Source organism: Leeia sp. (genome assembly GCF_041909055.1).
In the GTDB taxonomy this organism is placed as follows: Bacteria; Pseudomonadota; Gammaproteobacteria; order Burkholderiales; family Leeiaceae; genus Leeia; species Leeia aquatica.
This window is the reverse complement of the sequence record NZ_JAYREC010000001.1, coordinates 338,725-355,957: the sequence shown is the minus strand read 5'-3', so window position 1 is coordinate 355,957 and position 17,233 is coordinate 338,725. Positions and strand designations below refer to the sequence as shown.

Sequence of the window (17,233 nt, the reverse complement as noted above, 5' to 3'; positions counted from 1 at the left end):
CGCGGGGGCCGAACTTCCATCTTGTATACCGTCACCCTGCAGTAGACTGGCAGGGAAGGGGGCGCTCATGTTTGACATTGCCAATCAGGAGCATATTGACTCCTGGTACGCAGCCACGGCCAACGACCGGCAGACCCGTCCGCGTCTGCAGGGAAAGCTCAAGGCCGATGTCTGTGTGATTGGTGCCGGGCTGACCGGGATCTCAACTGCACTCAACCTCGCCGAGCGAGGCTACTCGGTGGTGGTACTGGAAGCCGCTCGGGTTGGCTGGGCCGCCAGTGGTCGTAATGGCGGCCAGATGATCTATGGTTTTGCCTGCGGCATGGATACCTTCGCCAAGGACATGCCGGATGCTGATGTGCAGCGCATGTGGCAAATGGGGCAGTACTCGCTGGAGATCATCAAGCAGCGGGTCGCACGGCACCAGATCGACTGTGACCTGACCTTGGGCTACCTCACCGCCGCCAACAAGCCTCGCCATGTAGCGGAGCTGAAAGACTGGCAGCAGGAAGCGGCGGACCGCTATGGTTACCACGATTTTCGTTATGTCGAAGCCGGGCAGATGGGCGAGCATATCCAGTCCAGCCGCTATGTGGGGGGCCTGTACGACCCGGACAGCGGCCACCTGCACCCGCTCAACTACACGCTGGGTCTGGCACGCGCGGCGGAAGCCGCTGGTGCGCAGCTGTTTGAGCACAGCATGGTAACGGGTCTCACCTTGTCGCCCCAGGCCAGTGGCCGCCACACAGTCAAGACCGCAGAGGGCGAAGTCGATGCCGGGCACGTGGTACTGGCCTGCAATGCCTATCTGGACAAGCTGGCGCCAAAGCTGCGGGCCAAGATCATGCCGGTCGGCACCTATGTGATCGCCACCGAACCGCTGGGTGAGGAACGTGCCCAGGCGCTGATCCCCTCCAATGTGGCGATTTGCGACAGCCGCTTCGTGCTGGATTATTTCCGCCGTACTTCGGATCACCGCATGCTGTGGGGCGGCAAGGTCAGCTACTCCACCTTCCAGCCGTACAATCTGGCGGAAGCCATGCGGGCCGACATGCTCAAGGTGTTCCCGCAGCTGGCAGACGTGAAGGTGACCCATGCCTGGGGCGGCTTTGTCGACATCACCATGAGCCGGGCCCCACACTTTGGCCGCCTGACGCCCACCGTGTACTTTGCGCAGGGCTTCTCCGGACACGGGGTCAACATCACCGGGCTGGCCGGGGAACTGATGGCGGAAGCGATTGCCGGGCAGTCCGAGCGCTTTGATCTTTACGGCAAGCTCAAGCACCATGATTTCCCCGGCGGCAAGCTGTTGCGCACCCCGGCACTGGTGCTGGCCATGATGTATTACCGCCTCAAGGATTACCTGTGAGGCGGGATAGCCGGGGCGGGGGAGGGCATCCTCATGCCCCCGGCCGCCCACCCGGCTTGAGCAAGGTCAATCGTACAGGCTAAGTCCCTTATTTGATTGATAAAAGGGCTTGCCCCGGGGGCGGATTTGGGCCACAATCCGCCCTCTTTTATTTATTTGCTCATTAACACTTCCGCCCTCTCTCGCTGGCGAGACACGGCTGGTCCTTCGAACTCTGGGGGTCTTGGTTTATGTCCGACTTGGCGCATGCTGCGCAGCTGCAAGCATTTGGCTCGCAACTTCCTGTTTATACCTATTTTGATGCCACGTTCTACGAGCAGGAGCAACAGCACCTGTTTCAGAATGGTCCCCAGTACTATGGTCACCGCAGCATGGTGGCCAACCCCGGCGATTACTACACGCTGGGCTGGATGGACCATGGCAAGATGCTGGTGCACCGCCCGGAAGGCGGCATTCACCTGCTTTCCAATGTCTGCCGACACCGCCAGGCGCTGATGCTGCGCGGGCGCGGCAACAGCCCGAACGTGGTCTGCCCGCTGCATCGCTGGACCTACGACCACGATGGCCAGCTGCTGGGTGCACCCCACTTTCCCGGCAACCCCTGCCTGCACCTCGGCAAGACCGAGCTGCAGGAGTGGAATGGCCTGCTGTTCGGGCAGAACCGTGCGGTGGCAGATGATCTGGCGCGACTGGGCTGCAAGGCCGATCTGGACCTGAGCGATTTTCATCTGGCGCGGGTTGAAACCACCGAGTACGCCTTCAACTGGAAGACCTTCATCGAGGTCTATCTGGAAGACTACCACGTCGACCCTTTCCATCCTGGCCTCGGGCAGTTCGTCAACTGTGCCGACCTGCGCTGGGAATTTGGCGAGCACTACAGTGTGCAGACGGTGGGGCCAAAGAACGACCTCGCCCGGCCCGGCTCAGCGGTATACCGCGCCTGGCACGAGCAGGCGCTGGGCTTCAATCAGGGGCAAACCCCGAAGTACGGTGCCATCTGGCTGACCTACTACCCCAATCTGATGATCGAGTGGTACCCGCACACCCTGGTAGTCAGTGCCGTGCTGCCGAAAGGCCCGGAGCACTGCACTGTGCTCACCGAGTTCTACTATCCGGAAGAAGTGGTGCTGTTCGAGCCCGAGTTGATGGCTGCCGAGCAAGCCGCCTACTTTGAGACCGCCAAAGAGGACGACGACATCTGCGAGCGCATGCACGAAGGCCGCCGCGCCCTCTACCTGCGTGGCGACAATGAAGTCGGCCCCTACCAGTCACCAATGGAAGACGGCATGCGCCATTTCCACGAATGGCTGCGGCGGCAGATGGGTAAGGTGTAAGTTTTCGAGGTATAAAAGCAGGAAACGCCCGGCAGGTCCGGGCGTTTTTCATGCGTTGATCACAGGCGAGTCCGCAGCGGTACGGAGGGACAATTCACTGCCAGACTGGCAAGCTAAGCAATCATATCTCCCCGGATCAGCTACGTGGCATGAGCCAGAAACGAGCCGACCTCCGGAACCGCTCGCGCGTGTTCCGCGCCATGAATTTCATCAGTCGGCATATTGAAACGCCGCCACCACTTGAGACGGTCGCCCAGGAAAGCGCCACCTCGCCTTACCACCTGCATCGTCTGTTTCGGCAGCTGACCGGCGAAACCTTGCTTACCTTTACCCGACGCCTGCAAATGGAGCGGGCGCGCAAGCACTTGCTGTTTGGCAAACGTAGCGTCACAGTGATTGCCATCAAGTGTGGCTTTTCCAGTTCCCAGAATTTCGCCAAAGCTTTCCGGCAGTTCTATGGCGAAACGCCCTCGGCCTACCGACTCCGGCATCATGCGCCAATCAGCAAGAATGGAAACGCCAGTCAGGACGCTGCTCCCTATACTGCCCTCACTGTCCCGCTCCCGGCGGTCAGTGTGCGGGAAGTGCCTGCACGGACCGTGCTGTATGCCAGAGAACTGGCTGCGTATGGCAAGGATGCCTGTGCACGCGCTTATGCCGCACTCTGTACGCAGCTGGGGTTCAAGCCGGATTTTGCGAGCCATCAGGTGGTGGCCCTGTACTGGGACCATCCTTTGATAACGGATGCGGTGCACTGCCGTACTGACCTTTGTATTGAGGTTGACGAGCGGCTGGTAAAGGCGCATCCGTCCTGCCCCAGCCAGCAAGTGCCGGGAGGGCGTTATGCCGTTTTTGACTGTGAGATCCATGGTCAGGAACAATTTGCTTTTGCATGGCAGTACGCTGTGGACTGGCTGCAGGAACGGCAACACAAATTGGCAGATCAGCCTGCCTATGAGCTTTATCAGGCTGGCACCGAGCTGGACAGTGAATATTATCGGGTAGCGATTTATCTCCCGATCCGTTGAAACGGTAGCATTGTCCTAGTTGGAGTGTTGTCATGAGAAAGAGAATGCGTCTTGCTTCTTTTGTGGCTGCTGCCTTGCTGCCGCTTGCGTGCTTTGCCGGATCTGACAAAGCCATCCTGTACGGTGGCACGATCTATACCGCCGCCGCACAGGGTCAACCGGTGACGGCTGTTGGAATCAGCCAGGGCCGTATTGTTGCAATGGGAAGTTACCAGCAAGTCAGCCAGACCATGGGTGCGGAGGCGCGGCGGGTTCATTTGGGCGGGCATTTCCTGATGCCGGGCATGGTTGATACCCATGTACACACAGGTTTCGCCGGGTTTCAGCAGCTGGTGGAGTCATTGCCGCCGGGTCTGAAGTCAACCGCGGCGCTGCAGGGTTTTTGGAACAAGGTCAAAACCTCACCCCGCTTGCGTCAAGACAAGGTGGTGGTGTTCAGCGATGTCAGCCTGGATTACTGGGATAACTTGACGCTTCTGGACCAGTTCTTCAATGCACCGGCTTTCAAGGACCAGCCCGTACTGCTGGCCGGGATGGATGCCCATACCGGCTGGGTCAATCAGGCCATGCTGCGTTATGCCGGGCTGGATGATGCTGCGCTGCAAAGCCTGGATGCGACCACCGCAGGTCAATTTGCCAGGCGGCCAGATGGCACCCCCAATGGCTTTACGTCTGAGGGGGCGTGGGATCGCTTGCTGGGGGCGCTTCCTCCGGTGAGTGATGACAAGATGAAACAAGCCATTCAGCTGGGGGCGCAAACCCTGAACCAGTTTGGCGTGACAGCATGGCTGGATCCCATCAGCAACATCCGGCCACGGGCTCCTATCTTCAGCCGGGCCCCAACACGCGAGGATACCGGCTTGATACCCGTCTACGCCCAGTTGGCTCGCGAGGGCCGGCTGACTGGCCGGGTGAGTGGGCTGGCGCTGGTGGGAATACATTCCGAGCCAGGCATCATTGCAGATGTGCTGGCGTTACAGGCACGCTATTCCGGTGGCAATTTTCGGCTGGCCGGGATCAAGATCCTGCAAGACGGTGTGATCGAATCCCCCTCGCACACCGCCAAGCTCAGCAAACCGTATCAGGGAGAGGGCAGCTACAGCGGTAGCACGGATCTGGATCAGCCCCGCTTCAATGCCTTGATCGCAGAGGCTGACAAGCAACGCCTGCTTGCTCACTTTCATGTCATTGGTGACCGGGCCGTCACGGAGGCACTGGAAGCCATCGCGGCTGCCCGTCAACAGAATGGCGGGCAGGCAACCGCCCCTGTCGTGCACAGCCTGGCGCATCTCGAGGTGGTCAATGATGCCCAGATGGCGTACATGGGCAAGCTTGGGGTCGCAGCCTCCATGCAGCTGCTATGGGCAGGCAAAGATCCGACCACAACCAGTTTGCTCAAGGAGGTCGATCCTGCGCTCAAGGCGCGCCTCTACCCTGCAGGCAGTATGCTGCGACATGGTGTGCTGCTGGCGGGAGGAAGTGACTGGCCGGTGACGTCGCCGAACCCGTTTGAGGCAATCTATACCGCCGTGACCCGCAGAGGGCCACTTGGCGTGCTGGAGCCAGCCAGCGAGCGGATCAGCCGCGATGATGCACTGAAGGCTTACACCATCAACGCCGCTACGCTCATGGGCATGCAGCAAGACATCGGGAGTATTGCGCTTGGCAAGCGAGCCGATTTTGTCTTGCTGGATCGTAACCCGCTGACCGTCAGCCCGGAACAGCTACGGCGCACTACCATGCTGTGGACCATGCTGGACGGGCAACAGATTTACCAGCGCGGACAAATTCGCCGCACCCAACCATAAACCATACGAGGAAAACCATCATGTTTACATTAGGCTCACGATTTGAAAGACCAGAATGGGCAACACTAATCATCCGCCTTGCGCTAGGAATGATGTACTTGTCACACGGGCTGATGAAAGTCATCGTCTACAGCCCGCAAGGCTTTGCCGACTTCATGGCCAGCCTGGGGCTGCCAGCCGGGGTAGCCTACCTGACCATTCTGGCAGAGCTGGCTGGCGGGGTCTTGTTGCTGTCCGGTTTCCTGATTCGCGAGGTAGCCCTGCTGCTGACGCCGATCCTGCTGGGTAGCATTGTACTGGTGCATGCGGCCAGCGGCTGGGCATTCAGCAACCCTGGGGGAGGCTGGGAGTATCCAGCTTTCCTGATCGCGGCATCGGTAGCATTGTTTTTTATGCCCTCCGGGCGGGCGCAAAAAGTGGCATGACGGCAGATAGCCAGATGGGGGTGGGCATCGGGTTTAGATGCTGCTGCTGTCCACCCCATCTTGCTGGAAGGCGTCAGAAGCTTCATCCCACTGGAAATGGATTTCCAACCCCAGATAATCGGTATCGACCTGCCCGGGGTGCCAAGGGTGCTCCAGGCAGTGCACCATGATGCTGAAGCAAAGGCTGCGCGTCTGGCCTTGCCTGGCAAACCACGGCGCACCGCTGACCCAGTAATGCTCTTCACTCAGGTAATACGCACCCGTCAGGCGTGAGCGTGCCGGAAAGCCATCTGCTTCGTGAGCGACGGTGAGGTCCGCGTCGTTCAGGTAGCTTGCCACCGCCATATCCACCGCTTGCAAAATGGCATCCCGTTGTTGCAGGATACATAGATAGGCTTCAGTGGGGAAAGCATCATGGCGATCGGGTTCAGCGTCACGCGCCCAGTCTGGGCGGGGAATACGGTGTGGTGTCAGCATGGTGTGTCCCGGTTCATCCATTGTGCCATGAAGGTGGTGAGAAGTTCACGACCGACCAGTAGCGGTGACTTGCTTTTTAGCTGATACTCATCCGAGATCCAATACCTAGTGTTTTATGTAGAGGTGCTTCCCTCCCACCATTGTGCCGAACCTGTCGGGCTTGGCGCACATGGTTTACAACATATGGCGCAATGCCCTTCGGTTATTGCGCCCTACGCGGGCTGACAGATATGGGGCAGGATGTGATGCATATGGATTATGCTAGAAAAACGTATGAGTTGCGCCGTAAATAATCGTAATGTCACTTGTACGGGGTAAATCCATGCCAATTCTTCTAAATAGGAGGCGATTGATCTTTGTCTTTATAATGATATTGCTTGTCTGCTCAGGTGCCGTCTTTTCATATCGTGGCTATATGAATTACAAAGGGGTCTGTTTGGCTGAGGGTCGAAAGATAAGCCGCCAAGATAAAGTACGTAGATCAATAGAATATTTATTAAAACTTCCCCCTCCAGAGGTGGTGGTTGAATTTTCTTCAAACATGGACAGAGGTGGTAACTGGCAAATTATCCCGCCGGACAGCATTTTGATGGATAAATTTGCGGACTCATCAGTTGGGCGGTGGAGGAGTCGAGTGCCAACGTACCTCATTTCGTACAAAGATGTAAGCCAGTTCTTAATGGAGAACCCTGACTGTTGTGTTTTTAAAAGCGGTCCCTACCTGGAGGGTTTTGGTAGGGCTGGTGAGGCATACTTCTATGAAAAACTGCTAGCTGGGGAAGGTGGCTATGTGCGAATTGAATATTGGGTTAATTTTAGAGAGTTAAAAAAAGATTACAAGGCAAAAGTGGCATTTTATGCTAAACAATCTAATTGTGGGGACGTTGTTTGGTGGCAAAGTTTTGCCCTCCAGCCTAAAAGTAGTTTTTTAAATGATCGTTAATACATAAGAAATAGCCCGCGTGGGGCGCAATAATCGAAGGGCATTGCGCCGTACACTGCCTCGCCCTTCGAGATGGTTGGAGGTGCTTCAATGCGCCTGACAGCCCGCGAAGGGTCGCAATACCCGAAAGGCATTACATCGCCCCCTGCTAGTGCAGGCCGGATGGATTCACTGGCCTGCGCTTGCCCCAGCGCGAGCGGAGCTGCCGTAGTAGCAGGGTGGCCAGCAGGGCTGCCCCTCCCCCCAGGATGGCATAGACGGCTGCGGTGAGGCTGAGGGCGGGCCAGCTGAGGCTGGTGAGGCCGACATGGGCATCCAGCTCGGCCGTATCGGCCCAGCTGACCAGTGCATTCCAGAGTGCAAACAGGATGCCAGCTACGGCACCCAGCAGGAAGCTGATACGTTTCATCGGGTAGCCTGTCACGGTCTGGTGTGTGGGTTCAGACTGTGCGGTCCTCCAAGGGTTCCACTCCGCGCTGTTCTGCCCGAACCATCCAGCTCAGGCCTGCACTGTTTGCGCTGTCATGGTCTACATTGTGCCAGACTGTACCGGGAGCGCCTACGCTGGCCAGCCTATAATGATTCGCTTTCTGCCAACAAGGTCATTCACGTGCAGCACCGTTCATGGTTGGATTTGGGGGCTACGCAGCGCGGGGCGCTCTGGATGTTGCTGGCGTCGTTGGGGTTCGCTGGTATGGGGGCGTTGGTCAAGCTGGGCAGTGAGCATCACTTCTCGGCGGCGGAGCTGGTGTTCTACCGTTCCTTGCTGAGCTTGTTGATGGTGTACGCGCTGATTGTGTGGCGCAAGCAGAGCCTGCGCACCCAGTATGTGCGCACCCATGTGCAGCGCTCGCTGGCCGGGACTGCTGCACTGATGACCTCGTTCTATACCCTGTCCCGCCTGCCGCTGGCCACCGCCAGCACCTTGCAATACACCTCGGCTCTGTTTCTGGCCCTGCTCACCGTTGTGGTGTACCGCAAGCGGCCACCGCTGCCGGTGCTGCTGGCCATCGGGCTGGGTTTCCTCGGGGTGGTCAGCCTGCTCAAACCCACCTTCTCCAGCCAGAACCTGTCTGCCGCGCTGGTGGGGCTGCTGTCCGGTTTGCTGGCGGCACTGGCGTATGTGAATGTGAAGACGTTGGGCAAACTGGGAGAGCCCGGCTGGCGGGTGGTGTTCTATTTCACCCTGACTGCCACGCTGGCCGCAGGCGGGCTGATGCTGTTTGACCGTTTCCATGCCATTGATACCCGAGGGGCACTGATCTTGCTGGGCCTGGGGGTGACAGGCACCCTCGGGCAAACGGGGCTGACACACGCCTATCGGCAGGGCAAGACGCTGGTGGTGGCGAGCCTCTCCTACGCAACGGTGTTGTTCTCAGCCCTGCTGGGCTGGTGCATCTGGGGTAATGGGCTGGACCTGTGGTCGGGCCTGGGCATGCTGCTGGTGGTAGGGAGCGGGGTGCTCAGCGTACTGGGTTCGCGGGAGGACTGAAGGGCAGGGCGCGCATGGCAGGGCAAATCGCCGGTGAAATGTAACATTCTGTTGACGGTGTGCCATTCAGGCTCTGCTACAGTTAAACTGACACGCGCCGAGGCGTGGATAACCGCCCAAAGGAGGCTGCTATGATCTCCATCCAGCAAGAAGATGACTTGGTAGTCGCTGCCGTGCTCGGCCAGTTTACGCTGGACGATTACAAGCAGTTTGAAGATCACGTCCGCTACAGTGTGAAGTTCAAAGGGGTGGCCAACCTGCTGTTCGATTTTCGCGACATGCTGGGCTACAGCGTGGATGTGGTTTGGGAAGAATTACGCTTCACCCGCGAGAATGCCCCGAATTTTGGCCGGATTGCCATGGTCAGCGACAACCAGTGGCTCAATTGGCTGGCAGGCATGCAAAGCTTGCTGGTGCCAACCAATCTGGCCATCTTTTCCGATTATGATGAAGCCAAAGCATGGGTGACCAGCAGTGACGATGAGCTGGTCTGACCCCAGGAACCGGATGACATGCTGGGAAAACTGAAATCCTTGTTGGGCGGAGGCGGCGGGCCGCTGACCTCGGCTGCAGGTGCCGCCTCCTGGTTCAAAGGGCTGGTGGAGGTGGATGCCCCGGCACGGCTGGCGCGCTATGTGGCCTTGGTCGCCCCGGACCAGCCCTTGCCGGAGGTGGATGCGGGTCATGAGGCCGCCATCCTGTGGCTGGATGAGCAGCTCTCACCCGCCTTCCGCTTTGTGCGTGAGCACTATGTGCAGAACCCGCGCATGCCAAAGCCGATGGAAGAGGCAGCGTGGAATGCCATTCATCGCTTTGCTGAAACACAAATCCGGGTACTGTTGCGGCTGATCCAGGCTGAGCGCTATGAGGAGCAGACACCGACTTCGCGTGCCTTGCTGCTGGTGCTAGTGTTGCGCTATGTGGCGGTACTCGCCAAATGGCGCTATTTCCGCTTTGAACCCTTACCGGCACCGCATTGGCTGACCGCTCACCAGATGCAGCGCTTGGCTGAGATGGCCGATATTGAAGCCCTGCCGGTGACGCTGTATCCGAATGTGGCCCCCGATGTCAGCTCCTGCACCGATGAATACCTGCAACTGCTGCTGCTGGGCACCGTCAGTGCCAGTGGTTTTGGTGTGCGCCAGCTGGACATGGTCGACCAGTGGCTGCATGTGTGGAGCAAGGGCATTGGTCTGGACCGGCGCTTTGTCGCCGAGCGGCATCACTATGCGGTGGATCTGGGCAAGTCGGAGGGTGCGGAGCGGATTGCGGAGGCGCAGGAGAGCAGCAGCGTTCGCTATATCGACAGTCGCGAGCTGCTGCAGCAGGTCGATGCCGTGCGGCAGGCCTTGCGCAACGGCGAAACCGCGCGTGCCGACATGCCGGACAGCATCCGTTTGCCGGGTGCCCAGGAGTTGCTGAACCAGCTCTATGGCTACTGGGCCAATACCGTTGCCGCCAAGAAGCGTGATACCGAGCGCAAGCAGGTCAACAAGCTGCTGGATGTGGCGCTGGGCTTCAAGCGGGTGGCTGCGCTGATCAAGTCGGACAATATTGCCCAGCAAGGTGGGCCGCAGACCGTCGATGTGGACTACGACGAGATGCTGGACATGCGTTTGTATGGCTTTGTGTCGCAGCGCACCCGCGAGAAGCAGGCGGCGGCAACCCGGCTGAGCGTTGAAGCCGCCAAGGAAGACATTCCGTTTGAATCGTGGCTGGTGCAAAACGAAAGTGCGGGCGGCTTTGGTGCCGTGCTGCCGTTCACCCGTGAAGGTGATGACCTGCGACCGGGCGGTCTGTTGGCGGTGCGGATTGATGATGACGATAACTGGCACGTTGCCCTGTTGCGGCGGGTGCAGCTGCGTGAGAACAAGCAGTTCTACGTCGGTATTCAGGTGCTGGGGCTGGATCCGCTGGTGGCGACTTATCGGGAAGATCATGCCCATCATGTCCCGCATGCCGGGCGCGAAGGGGTGATCGCCGTTGATGTGCGTGCCCCCAAACCGGTGATTTATGTCGATATCGGCATTGACGGGCAACCCACCCGCAGCCTGATTCTGCAAGCCGAGGATTTTGCCGTGGGCAAGCAGCTGGACCTGCATCTGGAAGGCAAAACTTACCCGGTGACCCTGCTTCGGGTGATCGAAAAGGGGCTGGATTGGGTGTGGGCAGAGGTGCGCTCTGCCATAGGTGGCTGAACGCAGCCAAGATCGGGATCGACAAGGGCGGCTGCGTGCCGCCCTCGTTATTGGGGCTTACTCGCGGCGGCGGAAATCGCGCAGGCGGAAACCGAGCGCGAACAGGGTGGCAAAGTAGCTGAGGCCACCCGCACACACCAGCAGCAGCAAATGCCCGGCCTTGGTCAGGGTGTGACCATGGCGCCAGATATCATGAGACCCGCGCAGCACCCATAGCACGCCTGCCATGACCACGCAGGCACATACCAGTTTCAGCAGAAAACGCAGCCAGCCCGCTGCGGGCTGATAGCTGCCGCCGCGCAGCAGGTAGTACAGCAAGAGGCCTGCATTCATGCAGGAGCCCAGGCTCAGTGCAATCGCCAGCCCGACATGGCCATAGCCCCAGCGGGCGAAGGGCAACATTAGGCCCAGATTGAGTAGCTGGGTGGTGACCAGCACGGCAATGCCAATCTTGACCGGCGTCTTGATATTTTGCCGGGCATAGAAACCGGGAGCGAGTACCTTGACCATGATGAAGCCAATGATGCCAAAGGCGTAAGCCATCAGCGCCGGTTCGGTCATCATCACATCGTGCCAGGTGTAGCGTCCGCCCAAGTACAAGGTGCCCAGCAGCGGGGCTGCCAGCAAGGTGAGACCCACTGCGGCGGGGAGCGCCAGCAGCAGCGACAGGCGCAAGCCCCAGTCCAGCAGGGCGCTGTATGCGGTTTCATCCTTGCCTGCGGCATGGCGCGACAGCGAAGGCAGCAAGACGGTCCCCAGGGCGACGCCCAGCAGGCCATTGGGCAACTCCATCAGCCGCTCGGCGTTAAACATCCAGGTGACGCTGCCACTGGGCAGGTAGGACGCAAACAGGGTATTGATCAGCAGGCTGATCTGGGCAATGGACACGCCGAAGATGGCGGGGCCCATCAGTTTGAGGATACGGCGGACTGCGGGGTCTTTCCAGGAGGGGATCGGACGCGGCAACATGCCTAGCTTCATCAGCCAGGGCAGCTGAAAACCCAGCTGCAGTATACCGCCAAGCAGTACGCCTATCGCCAGCGCTAGAATGGGTTTGCTGATGTAGGGAGCGACAAACACGGTGGCCACAATCATCGCTACATTCAGCAGGGTAGGGGTGAAGGCCGGAATGGAAAACTGGTTGTAGGCGTTGAGGATGCTGCTGGCCAGTGAGGTCAGCGAGATCAGCAGAATATAGGGAAACAGCCAGCGCAGCAGGGTGACGGTCAGCTCAAAGCGGTCTGGCGTAGCGGTAAAGCCGGAGGCCGTCAGCCACACCACCCAGGGGGCGGCCAGTACGCCCAGCACGGTGACGATCAGCAAGGTCAGCCCCAGCACGCCGGTGACATGATCGAGCAGGGTACGGGTTTCCGCTTCACTGCGGTTGCGGCGGTATTCGGCCAGTACCGGGACAAAAGCTTGCGAGAAGGCACCTTCGGCAAAGGTGCGGCGCAGCAGGTTGGGAATCTTGAATGCGGTCCAGAACGCATCGGTTGCGGCGCTGACGCCAAAAATACGGGCAATGGCCGCATCACGGACCAAGCCCAGGATGCGGGAGATCAGGGTCATGCCACTGACGGTAAAAACGGTACGCAACAGGTTCAAGGATTTATTGGACATGAGTCAGCAGACCGAGGCTGGGGCGTTGGCATTCAGGGGCGGGAACACACCTTGGAGCAGGTGTTGTATTCTCGCTGCGCCCGGTGGAGGTTCGTTGGCAGCAAATCATACGCGAAACTTGCTTTTTGGGCGAGAAAACCGTATAGTCCCCCAATTGTTCCGTACCACTTACTACAAGCGAATTTTAAGGAGTTTCCATGGCAAATAGCGCCCAGGCCCGTAAGCGTGCGCGTCAGGCCGAACAAGCTCGCCAGCACAATGCAAGCCAGCGTTCCATGCTGCGCACGGCCGTGAAGAAGGTGCGCAAGGCCATCGACGCAGGTGACAAGGCTGCTGCTCAAGGTGTGTTCCAGGCTTCGATGAGCGTGATCGACCGTATTGCGGACAAGAACATTGTCCACAAGAACACGGCATCCCGTTACAAGAGCCGCCTGTCCGCTGCCATCAAGGCAATGGCAGTTGCTGCCTGAGCAGGTTACTGCTCCGAAAAAAGCCACCGCATGCGGTGGCTTTTTTATTGTGCAGCCCGCCCGGAAGGGCGGTCTGTGATCAATAGATATTGAACTGGAAGTACTTTTTCATGATCTGCTGGTATTCGCCACTGCTCTGAATGTTCTTCAGCGCGGCATTGACTTCCGCCAGTAGCGCGGTGTTTTTCAGGTTGACCGCCACCCCTTCCCCGACGCCCAGATACTTGCGGTCGCGAATCGGCGAGCCCACCAGCTCATAGCTCGCACCTTCCGGTTTCTTCAGGAAACCCTCATAGGCGGCCACCATATCGTCCAGCACCACGTCGACTTCGCCTGCCCGCATGGCCTCATACATTTCCTTGGTGCCTTCAAACTCCGTCACCTTGTTGCTGGCGGCAAAGCGGGCCTGAATCAGGTTGGCAAAGGTGGTCTTGGCTTGCACGCCAATCTTCATGCCCGCCAGATCTTGCGGGGTGATATAGGTGCTGAGGATGCGCTTCTTGCGGCTGACAAAGCTGCCGGGGATCTGGCTGTACTTGTCGGAGAAGGCGACCCGCTTTTTGCGCTCCTCGGTGATCGACATCGAGGCGATGACTGCATCCAGCTTGCCGGATTCAATACCGGGAATCAGATCGGCCCATGTCGTTTTGACAAACACGCAGCGGGCTTTCAGCTCGCGGCAAACGGCATTGGCAATATCCACATTAAAGCCCGTCAGTTGACCTTTCACTTCATAGTCAAACGGGGGGTAATCACCTTGCAGGCCGACCTTCAGGTCACGGGCCTGGCCTGTCAGGGGTAGCAGCAGACAGGTGAGCAGCAGGGGGGTGAGTTTTTGCATGTGTCAGTCCTATGTGTCTTTGGGCGGCTACGTGGCCGACAGGTCAATGCCTGTAGCCGGTATTGTAGTTCATGCCCGTCACACATGCGAAACATCATCGTGGTATGACGCGGAGAAGCAGGCAGCTCAGGCCTTCCCGCCGTGATAACGGAAGTGTGCCCGTTTCACATTGCAGAGGATTTCATAGGAAATGGTCTGGGCAGAGGCTGCGACCTGTTCAACGCGAACTGTCGGCCCCCACAGCTCCACCTCACTCCCCGGCCCGCAAGCAGGCAGATCGGTCAGGTCCACGGTGAGCATGTCCATGGAGACGCGGCCCAGTAATTGCGAGTGCTGGCCATCAATGGCGACAGGGGTACCGTTGCGGGCAATGCGCGGGTAGCCATCCGCATAACCAAGCGCCACCACGCCGATACGAGAGGGGCGGCTGGTCAGGGTAGCCCCACCATAGCCAATGGGCTCATTGGCAGCCAGTTCGCGCACGCCAATCACCTTGCTGCTGAGCCGCATCACGGGCTTGAGGTCGTTGGCGATCGGGTGGGGTTGCGGGAAGGGGGTGCTGCCATACAACATGATGCCCGCGCGTCCCCAGTCGCTGTGTGCGGCGGGCCAGCCCATCAGGCCGGGTGAATTGGCCAGGCTGCGCGCGCCGCTCAGGCCCTCGGTACACTGCAGGAATAGCGCCAGTTGCTGGCGGGTGGCTTCGGCATCCAGCTCATCGGCGCGGGCAAAGTGACTCATCAGCACCATGTCGGATACCTTGCCGGAAGCCAGCAGCGCCGCATGGGCGGCACGGTATTCTTGCGGGTCCAGCCCGACGCGGTGCATGCCGCTGTCCAGCTTCAACCAAACGTGTAACGGTTGGCTGAGTTCTGCCGCCAGCAGGGCGTCCACTTGCCAGCGGTGGTGCACGGTCAGCCACAGGTTATGCTGTGCAATCAGTGGTAGCTCGCTGGCATCAAAGAAGCCTTCCAGCAACAGGATGGGGGCGGTGATGCCAGCGGCACGCAGTTCCAGCGCTTCTTCAATGGCGGCGACGCCAAAGCCATCGGCCAGTTCGCTCAGGGCCTGTGCGCAGGGCACCGCACCATGGCCATAGGCATTGGCCTTGAGCGCGGCCAATACGCGGTGACCGTGTACGCGGCGCGCCAGTTGATAGTTGTGGCGCAGGTGGTCCAGATGGATGTCGGCAATAGCAGGGCGGCTCATCGGCAAAGGTCCGGCTGGGCACACCCAAAGGGTGTGCCGGATAAGGAAAACATCGGGTGGCTTGGACTCAGCGGGCGACGGCGGGTTCCGCTTGCCAGTGTGCAGATTGTACCGGCGCGCCATAGCGGGCGATTGACAGGCCGTCGGTGCGGATGTCCGGCTGGCGCTGGGCCAATACATCGGCCAGCAACTTGCCCGAGCCACAGCCCATGGTCCAGCCCAGCGTACCGTGGCCGGTGTTCAGCGACAGGTTGCGGTAGCGGGTGCCGCCAATGATCGGGGTGCCGTCCGGGGTCATCGGACGCAGGCCGGTCCAGAAGGTGGCTGCGGGCAGGTCACCGCTACCGGGGTAGAGGCTGTCCACCACCATTTCCAGCGTGGCACGGCGGCGCGGGTTCAGGCTCAGGTCGAAACCGGCCAGTTCCGCCATGCCGCCCACGCGGATGCGGTTGTCAAAGCGGGTGACCGCTACCTTGAAGGTTTCATCCAGCACGGTGGAGGTTGGGGCGCGGCTGGCATCGGTGATCGGGATGGTCAGCGAGTAACCCTTGACCGGGTAGACCGGAATCGGCAGGTCAACCTGTTGCAGGAAAGGGGTCGAATAGCTGCCCAGCGCCACCACATAGTGATCAGCTTGCAGGCGTTCCTGCCCCAGTTGCACGCCGGTAATGCGCTCACCATCCACCAGCAGGCGGTCGATCGGCTGGTTATAGCGGAAGGTGACCCCCAGCGCTTCGGCGGCCTTGGCCAGCTCCAGCGTGAACAGCGCGCAGTCGCCGGTTTCATCGTTCGGCAGGCGCAGGCCGCCCACAATCTGGTTGCGGTCCAGTGCCGGTTCGGCGCGCACGCAGCCATCACGGTCCAGCAATTCATAAGGTACGCCACAACGTTCCAGCACAGCAATATCCTTGCCGACAGCATCCAGCTGAGCCTGGCTACGGAACACCTGCAGCGTGCCCTGGCTGCGACCTTCATAAGCGATGCCGGTATCTTGCCGCAGCTGGCGAATCACGTCGCGGCTGTACTCGGCCAGCCGCATCATGCGTTCCTTGTTGATGTCATAGCGTGCAGCCGTGCAGTTGGCCAGCATGCGCGCCAGCCATTGCCATTGCCACAGGCTGCCATCCGGGCGGATCGACAGCGGGGCGTGCTTCTGGAACAGCCACTTCAGCGCCTTGAGCGGCACGCCAGGCGCGGCCCACGGTGCGGCATAGCCCGGCGAAATCTGGCCGGCGTTGGCAAAGCTGGTTTCCAGTGCCGGGCCGCTCTGGCGGTCCACCACGGTCACTTCCATGCCATTGCGCGCCAGATAGTAGGCGGTACTGACGCCGATGATGCCACTGCCCAAAACCACAACCCGCATTGCTGTCTCCTGATCACTGAGCGTGCGGCACCAGGGCCGCCCATGCCTCCTTGATGGAGGTCACGAATTTTGCGCAGTATAGTGAATTGATTGCAGTTTTATTCACTGTAGTTTTTCTATTTTGTAGTTAAAATATAAGGCAAATACAGATAAGGCAGTGTGCCATGCGAACAAGGCAGCAAACCATACGCGAGCTGGACAAGCTGGACCGCAAGATCTTGCGCATCCTGCAACAGAACGGGCGCATTGCCATGACGGAATTGGCCGAGCAGGTGGGGCTCTCCACCACGCCGTGTGCCGAGCGGGTACGCCGCATGGAGCGGGAAGGGGTGATTACCGGCTACTATGCACGGCTGAACCCCAAGGCGCTGGGGGGGAGCTTGCTGGTGTTTGTGGAGATACGGCTGGCCGCCAAATCGGGTGATCTGTTTGAGGAGTTTCGCCGCGAAGTGCTGAAATTGCCACAGGTGATGGAATGCCACCTCGTATCGGGCGACTTTGATTACCTGATCAAGGCGCGCATCGGCGAGATGACGCAATACCGCAAGCTGCTGGGTGACATTCTGCTCAAGCTGCCGGGGGCAACCGAGTCAAAGAGCTATGTGGTGATGGAGGAGGTCAAGGAGAGTCTGGCACTACCGATTGTCGACTAAGCC

General features: G+C 59.5%; 16 protein-coding genes and 1 pseudogene. 11 read left to right on the top strand and 6 right to left on the bottom strand.

Annotation, left to right across the window (positions count from 1 at the left end; translation table 11 throughout):
* Positions 1-67: 67 nt before the first annotated feature.
* The 5 genes from ACE3O2_RS02155 to ACE3O2_RS02135 all read left to right on the top strand — a co-directional run bounded on the left by ACE3O2_RS02155 (position 68) and on the right by ACE3O2_RS02135 (position 5,964).
* Positions 68-1,369, top strand: coding sequence for an NAD(P)/FAD-dependent oxidoreductase (locus ACE3O2_RS02155; RefSeq protein WP_374334636.1), 1,302 nt, complete (start codon positions 68-70; stop codon positions 1,367-1,369).
* 230 nt (positions 1,370-1,599) lie between these two features.
* Positions 1,600-2,703, top strand: a complete 1,104-nt coding sequence (locus tag ACE3O2_RS02150) for an aromatic ring-hydroxylating dioxygenase subunit alpha (protein ID WP_374334635.1) — start codon at positions 1,600-1,602, stop codon at positions 2,701-2,703.
* A 149-nt stretch (positions 2,704-2,852) separates the two neighbouring features.
* Entirely contained in the window at positions 2,853-3,731 is an 879-nt protein-coding gene (locus tag ACE3O2_RS02145) for a GyrI-like domain-containing protein (protein WP_374334634.1), read from the top strand.
* A gap of 44 nt (positions 3,732-3,775) precedes the next feature.
* Positions 3,776-5,539 (top strand): amidohydrolase, encoded by a 1,764-nt coding sequence (locus tag ACE3O2_RS02140; protein WP_374334633.1) that lies wholly within the window; start codon positions 3,776-3,778, stop codon positions 5,537-5,539.
* 20 nt (positions 5,540-5,559) lie between these two features.
* On the top strand, positions 5,560-5,964 hold the full coding sequence (locus ACE3O2_RS02135; RefSeq protein ID WP_374334632.1) for a DoxX family protein: 405 nt from the start codon (positions 5,560-5,562) through the stop codon (positions 5,962-5,964).
* A 33-nt stretch (positions 5,965-5,997) separates the two neighbouring features.
* Here the strand turns inward: ACE3O2_RS02135 and ACE3O2_RS02130 are convergent, their stop codons facing one another.
* A complete protein-coding gene (locus ACE3O2_RS02130; RefSeq protein WP_374334631.1) occupies positions 5,998-6,441 on the bottom strand; it encodes a hypothetical protein in 444 nt (147 codons plus the stop codon).
* A gap of 322 nt (positions 6,442-6,763) precedes the next feature.
* Between ACE3O2_RS02130 and ACE3O2_RS02125 the strand changes: the two genes are divergently transcribed.
* Entirely contained in the window at positions 6,764-7,384 is a 621-nt protein-coding gene (locus tag ACE3O2_RS02125; protein ID WP_374334630.1) for a hypothetical protein, read from the top strand.
* A 148-nt stretch (positions 7,385-7,532) separates the two neighbouring features.
* Here the strand turns inward: ACE3O2_RS02125 and ACE3O2_RS02120 are convergent, their stop codons facing one another.
* The gene (locus ACE3O2_RS02120) at positions 7,533-7,793 is read right to left on the bottom strand and encodes a hypothetical protein (protein WP_374334629.1); all 261 of its coding nucleotides are present in this window, start codon (positions 7,791-7,793) and stop codon (positions 7,533-7,535) included.
* A 201-nt stretch (positions 7,794-7,994) separates the two neighbouring features.
* Between ACE3O2_RS02120 and ACE3O2_RS02115 the strand changes: the two genes are divergently transcribed.
* The 3 genes from ACE3O2_RS02115 to ACE3O2_RS02105 all read left to right on the top strand — a co-directional run bounded on the left by ACE3O2_RS02115 (position 7,995) and on the right by ACE3O2_RS02105 (position 11,074).
* Positions 7,995-8,876: a DMT family transporter gene (locus tag ACE3O2_RS02115; RefSeq protein WP_374334628.1), complete on the top strand. Its 882-nt coding sequence runs from the start codon at positions 7,995-7,997 to the stop codon at positions 8,874-8,876.
* 131 nt (positions 8,877-9,007) lie between these two features.
* Positions 9,008-9,370 carry an STAS/SEC14 domain-containing protein gene (locus tag ACE3O2_RS02110; RefSeq protein ID WP_168876225.1) on the top strand — a complete coding sequence of 121 codons (363 nt, stop codon included), beginning with the start codon at positions 9,008-9,010 and terminating at the stop codon, positions 9,368-9,370.
* Between the two features lie 18 nt (positions 9,371-9,388).
* Complete coding sequence (locus ACE3O2_RS02105) at positions 9,389-11,074, top strand: hypothetical protein (RefSeq protein WP_374334627.1); 1,686 nt, start codon at positions 9,389-9,391, stop codon at positions 11,072-11,074.
* Between the two features lie 57 nt (positions 11,075-11,131).
* Here the strand turns inward: ACE3O2_RS02105 and murJ are convergent, their stop codons facing one another.
* The gene (gene murJ, locus ACE3O2_RS02100; RefSeq protein ID WP_374335509.1) at positions 11,132-12,679 is read right to left on the bottom strand and encodes a murein biosynthesis integral membrane protein MurJ; all 1,548 of its coding nucleotides are present in this window, start codon (positions 12,677-12,679) and stop codon (positions 11,132-11,134) included.
* A 212-nt stretch (positions 12,680-12,891) separates the two neighbouring features.
* On the opposite strand from murJ, the gene rpsT reads away from it, so the two are divergent.
* The gene (gene rpsT / locus ACE3O2_RS02095; RefSeq protein WP_168876223.1) at positions 12,892-13,164 is read left to right on the top strand and encodes a 30S ribosomal protein S20; all 273 of its coding nucleotides are present in this window, start codon (positions 12,892-12,894) and stop codon (positions 13,162-13,164) included.
* A gap of 79 nt (positions 13,165-13,243) precedes the next feature.
* On the opposite strand, the gene ACE3O2_RS02090 is transcribed toward rpsT, so the two are convergent.
* From ACE3O2_RS02090 to ACE3O2_RS02080, 3 genes and pseudogenes are all read right to left on the bottom strand, one after another.
* Positions 13,244-14,005: a transporter substrate-binding domain-containing protein gene (locus ACE3O2_RS02090; RefSeq protein ID WP_168876222.1), complete on the bottom strand. Its 762-nt coding sequence runs from the start codon at positions 14,003-14,005 to the stop codon at positions 13,244-13,246.
* A gap of 126 nt (positions 14,006-14,131) precedes the next feature.
* On the bottom strand, positions 14,132-15,214 hold the full coding sequence (gene alr, locus ACE3O2_RS02085) for an alanine racemase (RefSeq protein WP_374334626.1): 1,083 nt from the start codon (positions 15,212-15,214) through the stop codon (positions 14,132-14,134).
* Between the two features lie 67 nt (positions 15,215-15,281).
* Positions 15,282-16,592: pseudogene (locus tag ACE3O2_RS02080) on the bottom strand (D-amino acid dehydrogenase); the annotation flags it as partial.
* A 149-nt stretch (positions 16,593-16,741) separates the two neighbouring features.
* Here ACE3O2_RS02080 and ACE3O2_RS02075 point away from each other — a divergent pair.
* The gene (locus ACE3O2_RS02075; RefSeq protein WP_374334625.1) at positions 16,742-17,230 is read left to right on the top strand and encodes a winged helix-turn-helix transcriptional regulator; all 489 of its coding nucleotides are present in this window, start codon (positions 16,742-16,744) and stop codon (positions 17,228-17,230) included.
* The last annotated feature ends 3 nt before the right edge of the window (positions 17,231-17,233 follow it).

Coding starts and splice junctions, on each gene's coding strand:
- ACE3O2_RS02155 (WP_374334636.1), top strand. CDS start 68: ATGTTTGACATTGCCAATCAGGAGCATATTGACTCCTGGTACGCAGCC.
- ACE3O2_RS02150 (WP_374334635.1), top strand. CDS start 1,600: ATGTCCGACTTGGCGCATGCTGCGCAGCTGCAAGCATTTGGCTCGCAA.
- ACE3O2_RS02145 (WP_374334634.1), top strand. CDS start 2,853: ATGAGCCAGAAACGAGCCGACCTCCGGAACCGCTCGCGCGTGTTCCGC.
- ACE3O2_RS02140 (WP_374334633.1), top strand. CDS start 3,776: ATGCGTCTTGCTTCTTTTGTGGCTGCTGCCTTGCTGCCGCTTGCGTGC.
- ACE3O2_RS02135 (WP_374334632.1), top strand. CDS start 5,560: ATGTTTACATTAGGCTCACGATTTGAAAGACCAGAATGGGCAACACTA.
- ACE3O2_RS02130 (WP_374334631.1), bottom strand. CDS start 6,441: ATGCTGACACCACACCGTATTCCCCGCCCAGACTGGGCGCGTGACGCT.
- ACE3O2_RS02125 (WP_374334630.1), top strand. CDS start 6,764: ATGCCAATTCTTCTAAATAGGAGGCGATTGATCTTTGTCTTTATAATG.
- ACE3O2_RS02120 (WP_374334629.1), bottom strand. CDS start 7,793: ATGAAACGTATCAGCTTCCTGCTGGGTGCCGTAGCTGGCATCCTGTTT.
- ACE3O2_RS02110 (WP_168876225.1), top strand. CDS start 9,008: ATGATCTCCATCCAGCAAGAAGATGACTTGGTAGTCGCTGCCGTGCTC.
- ACE3O2_RS02105 (WP_374334627.1), top strand. CDS start 9,389: ATGCTGGGAAAACTGAAATCCTTGTTGGGCGGAGGCGGCGGGCCGCTG.
- rpsT (WP_168876223.1), top strand. CDS start 12,892: ATGGCAAATAGCGCCCAGGCCCGTAAGCGTGCGCGTCAGGCCGAACAA.
- ACE3O2_RS02090 (WP_168876222.1), bottom strand. CDS start 14,005: ATGCAAAAACTCACCCCCCTGCTGCTCACCTGTCTGCTGCTACCCCTG.
- alr (WP_374334626.1), bottom strand. CDS start 15,214: ATGAGCCGCCCTGCTATTGCCGACATCCATCTGGACCACCTGCGCCAC.
- ACE3O2_RS02075 (WP_374334625.1), top strand. CDS start 16,742: ATGCGAACAAGGCAGCAAACCATACGCGAGCTGGACAAGCTGGACCGC.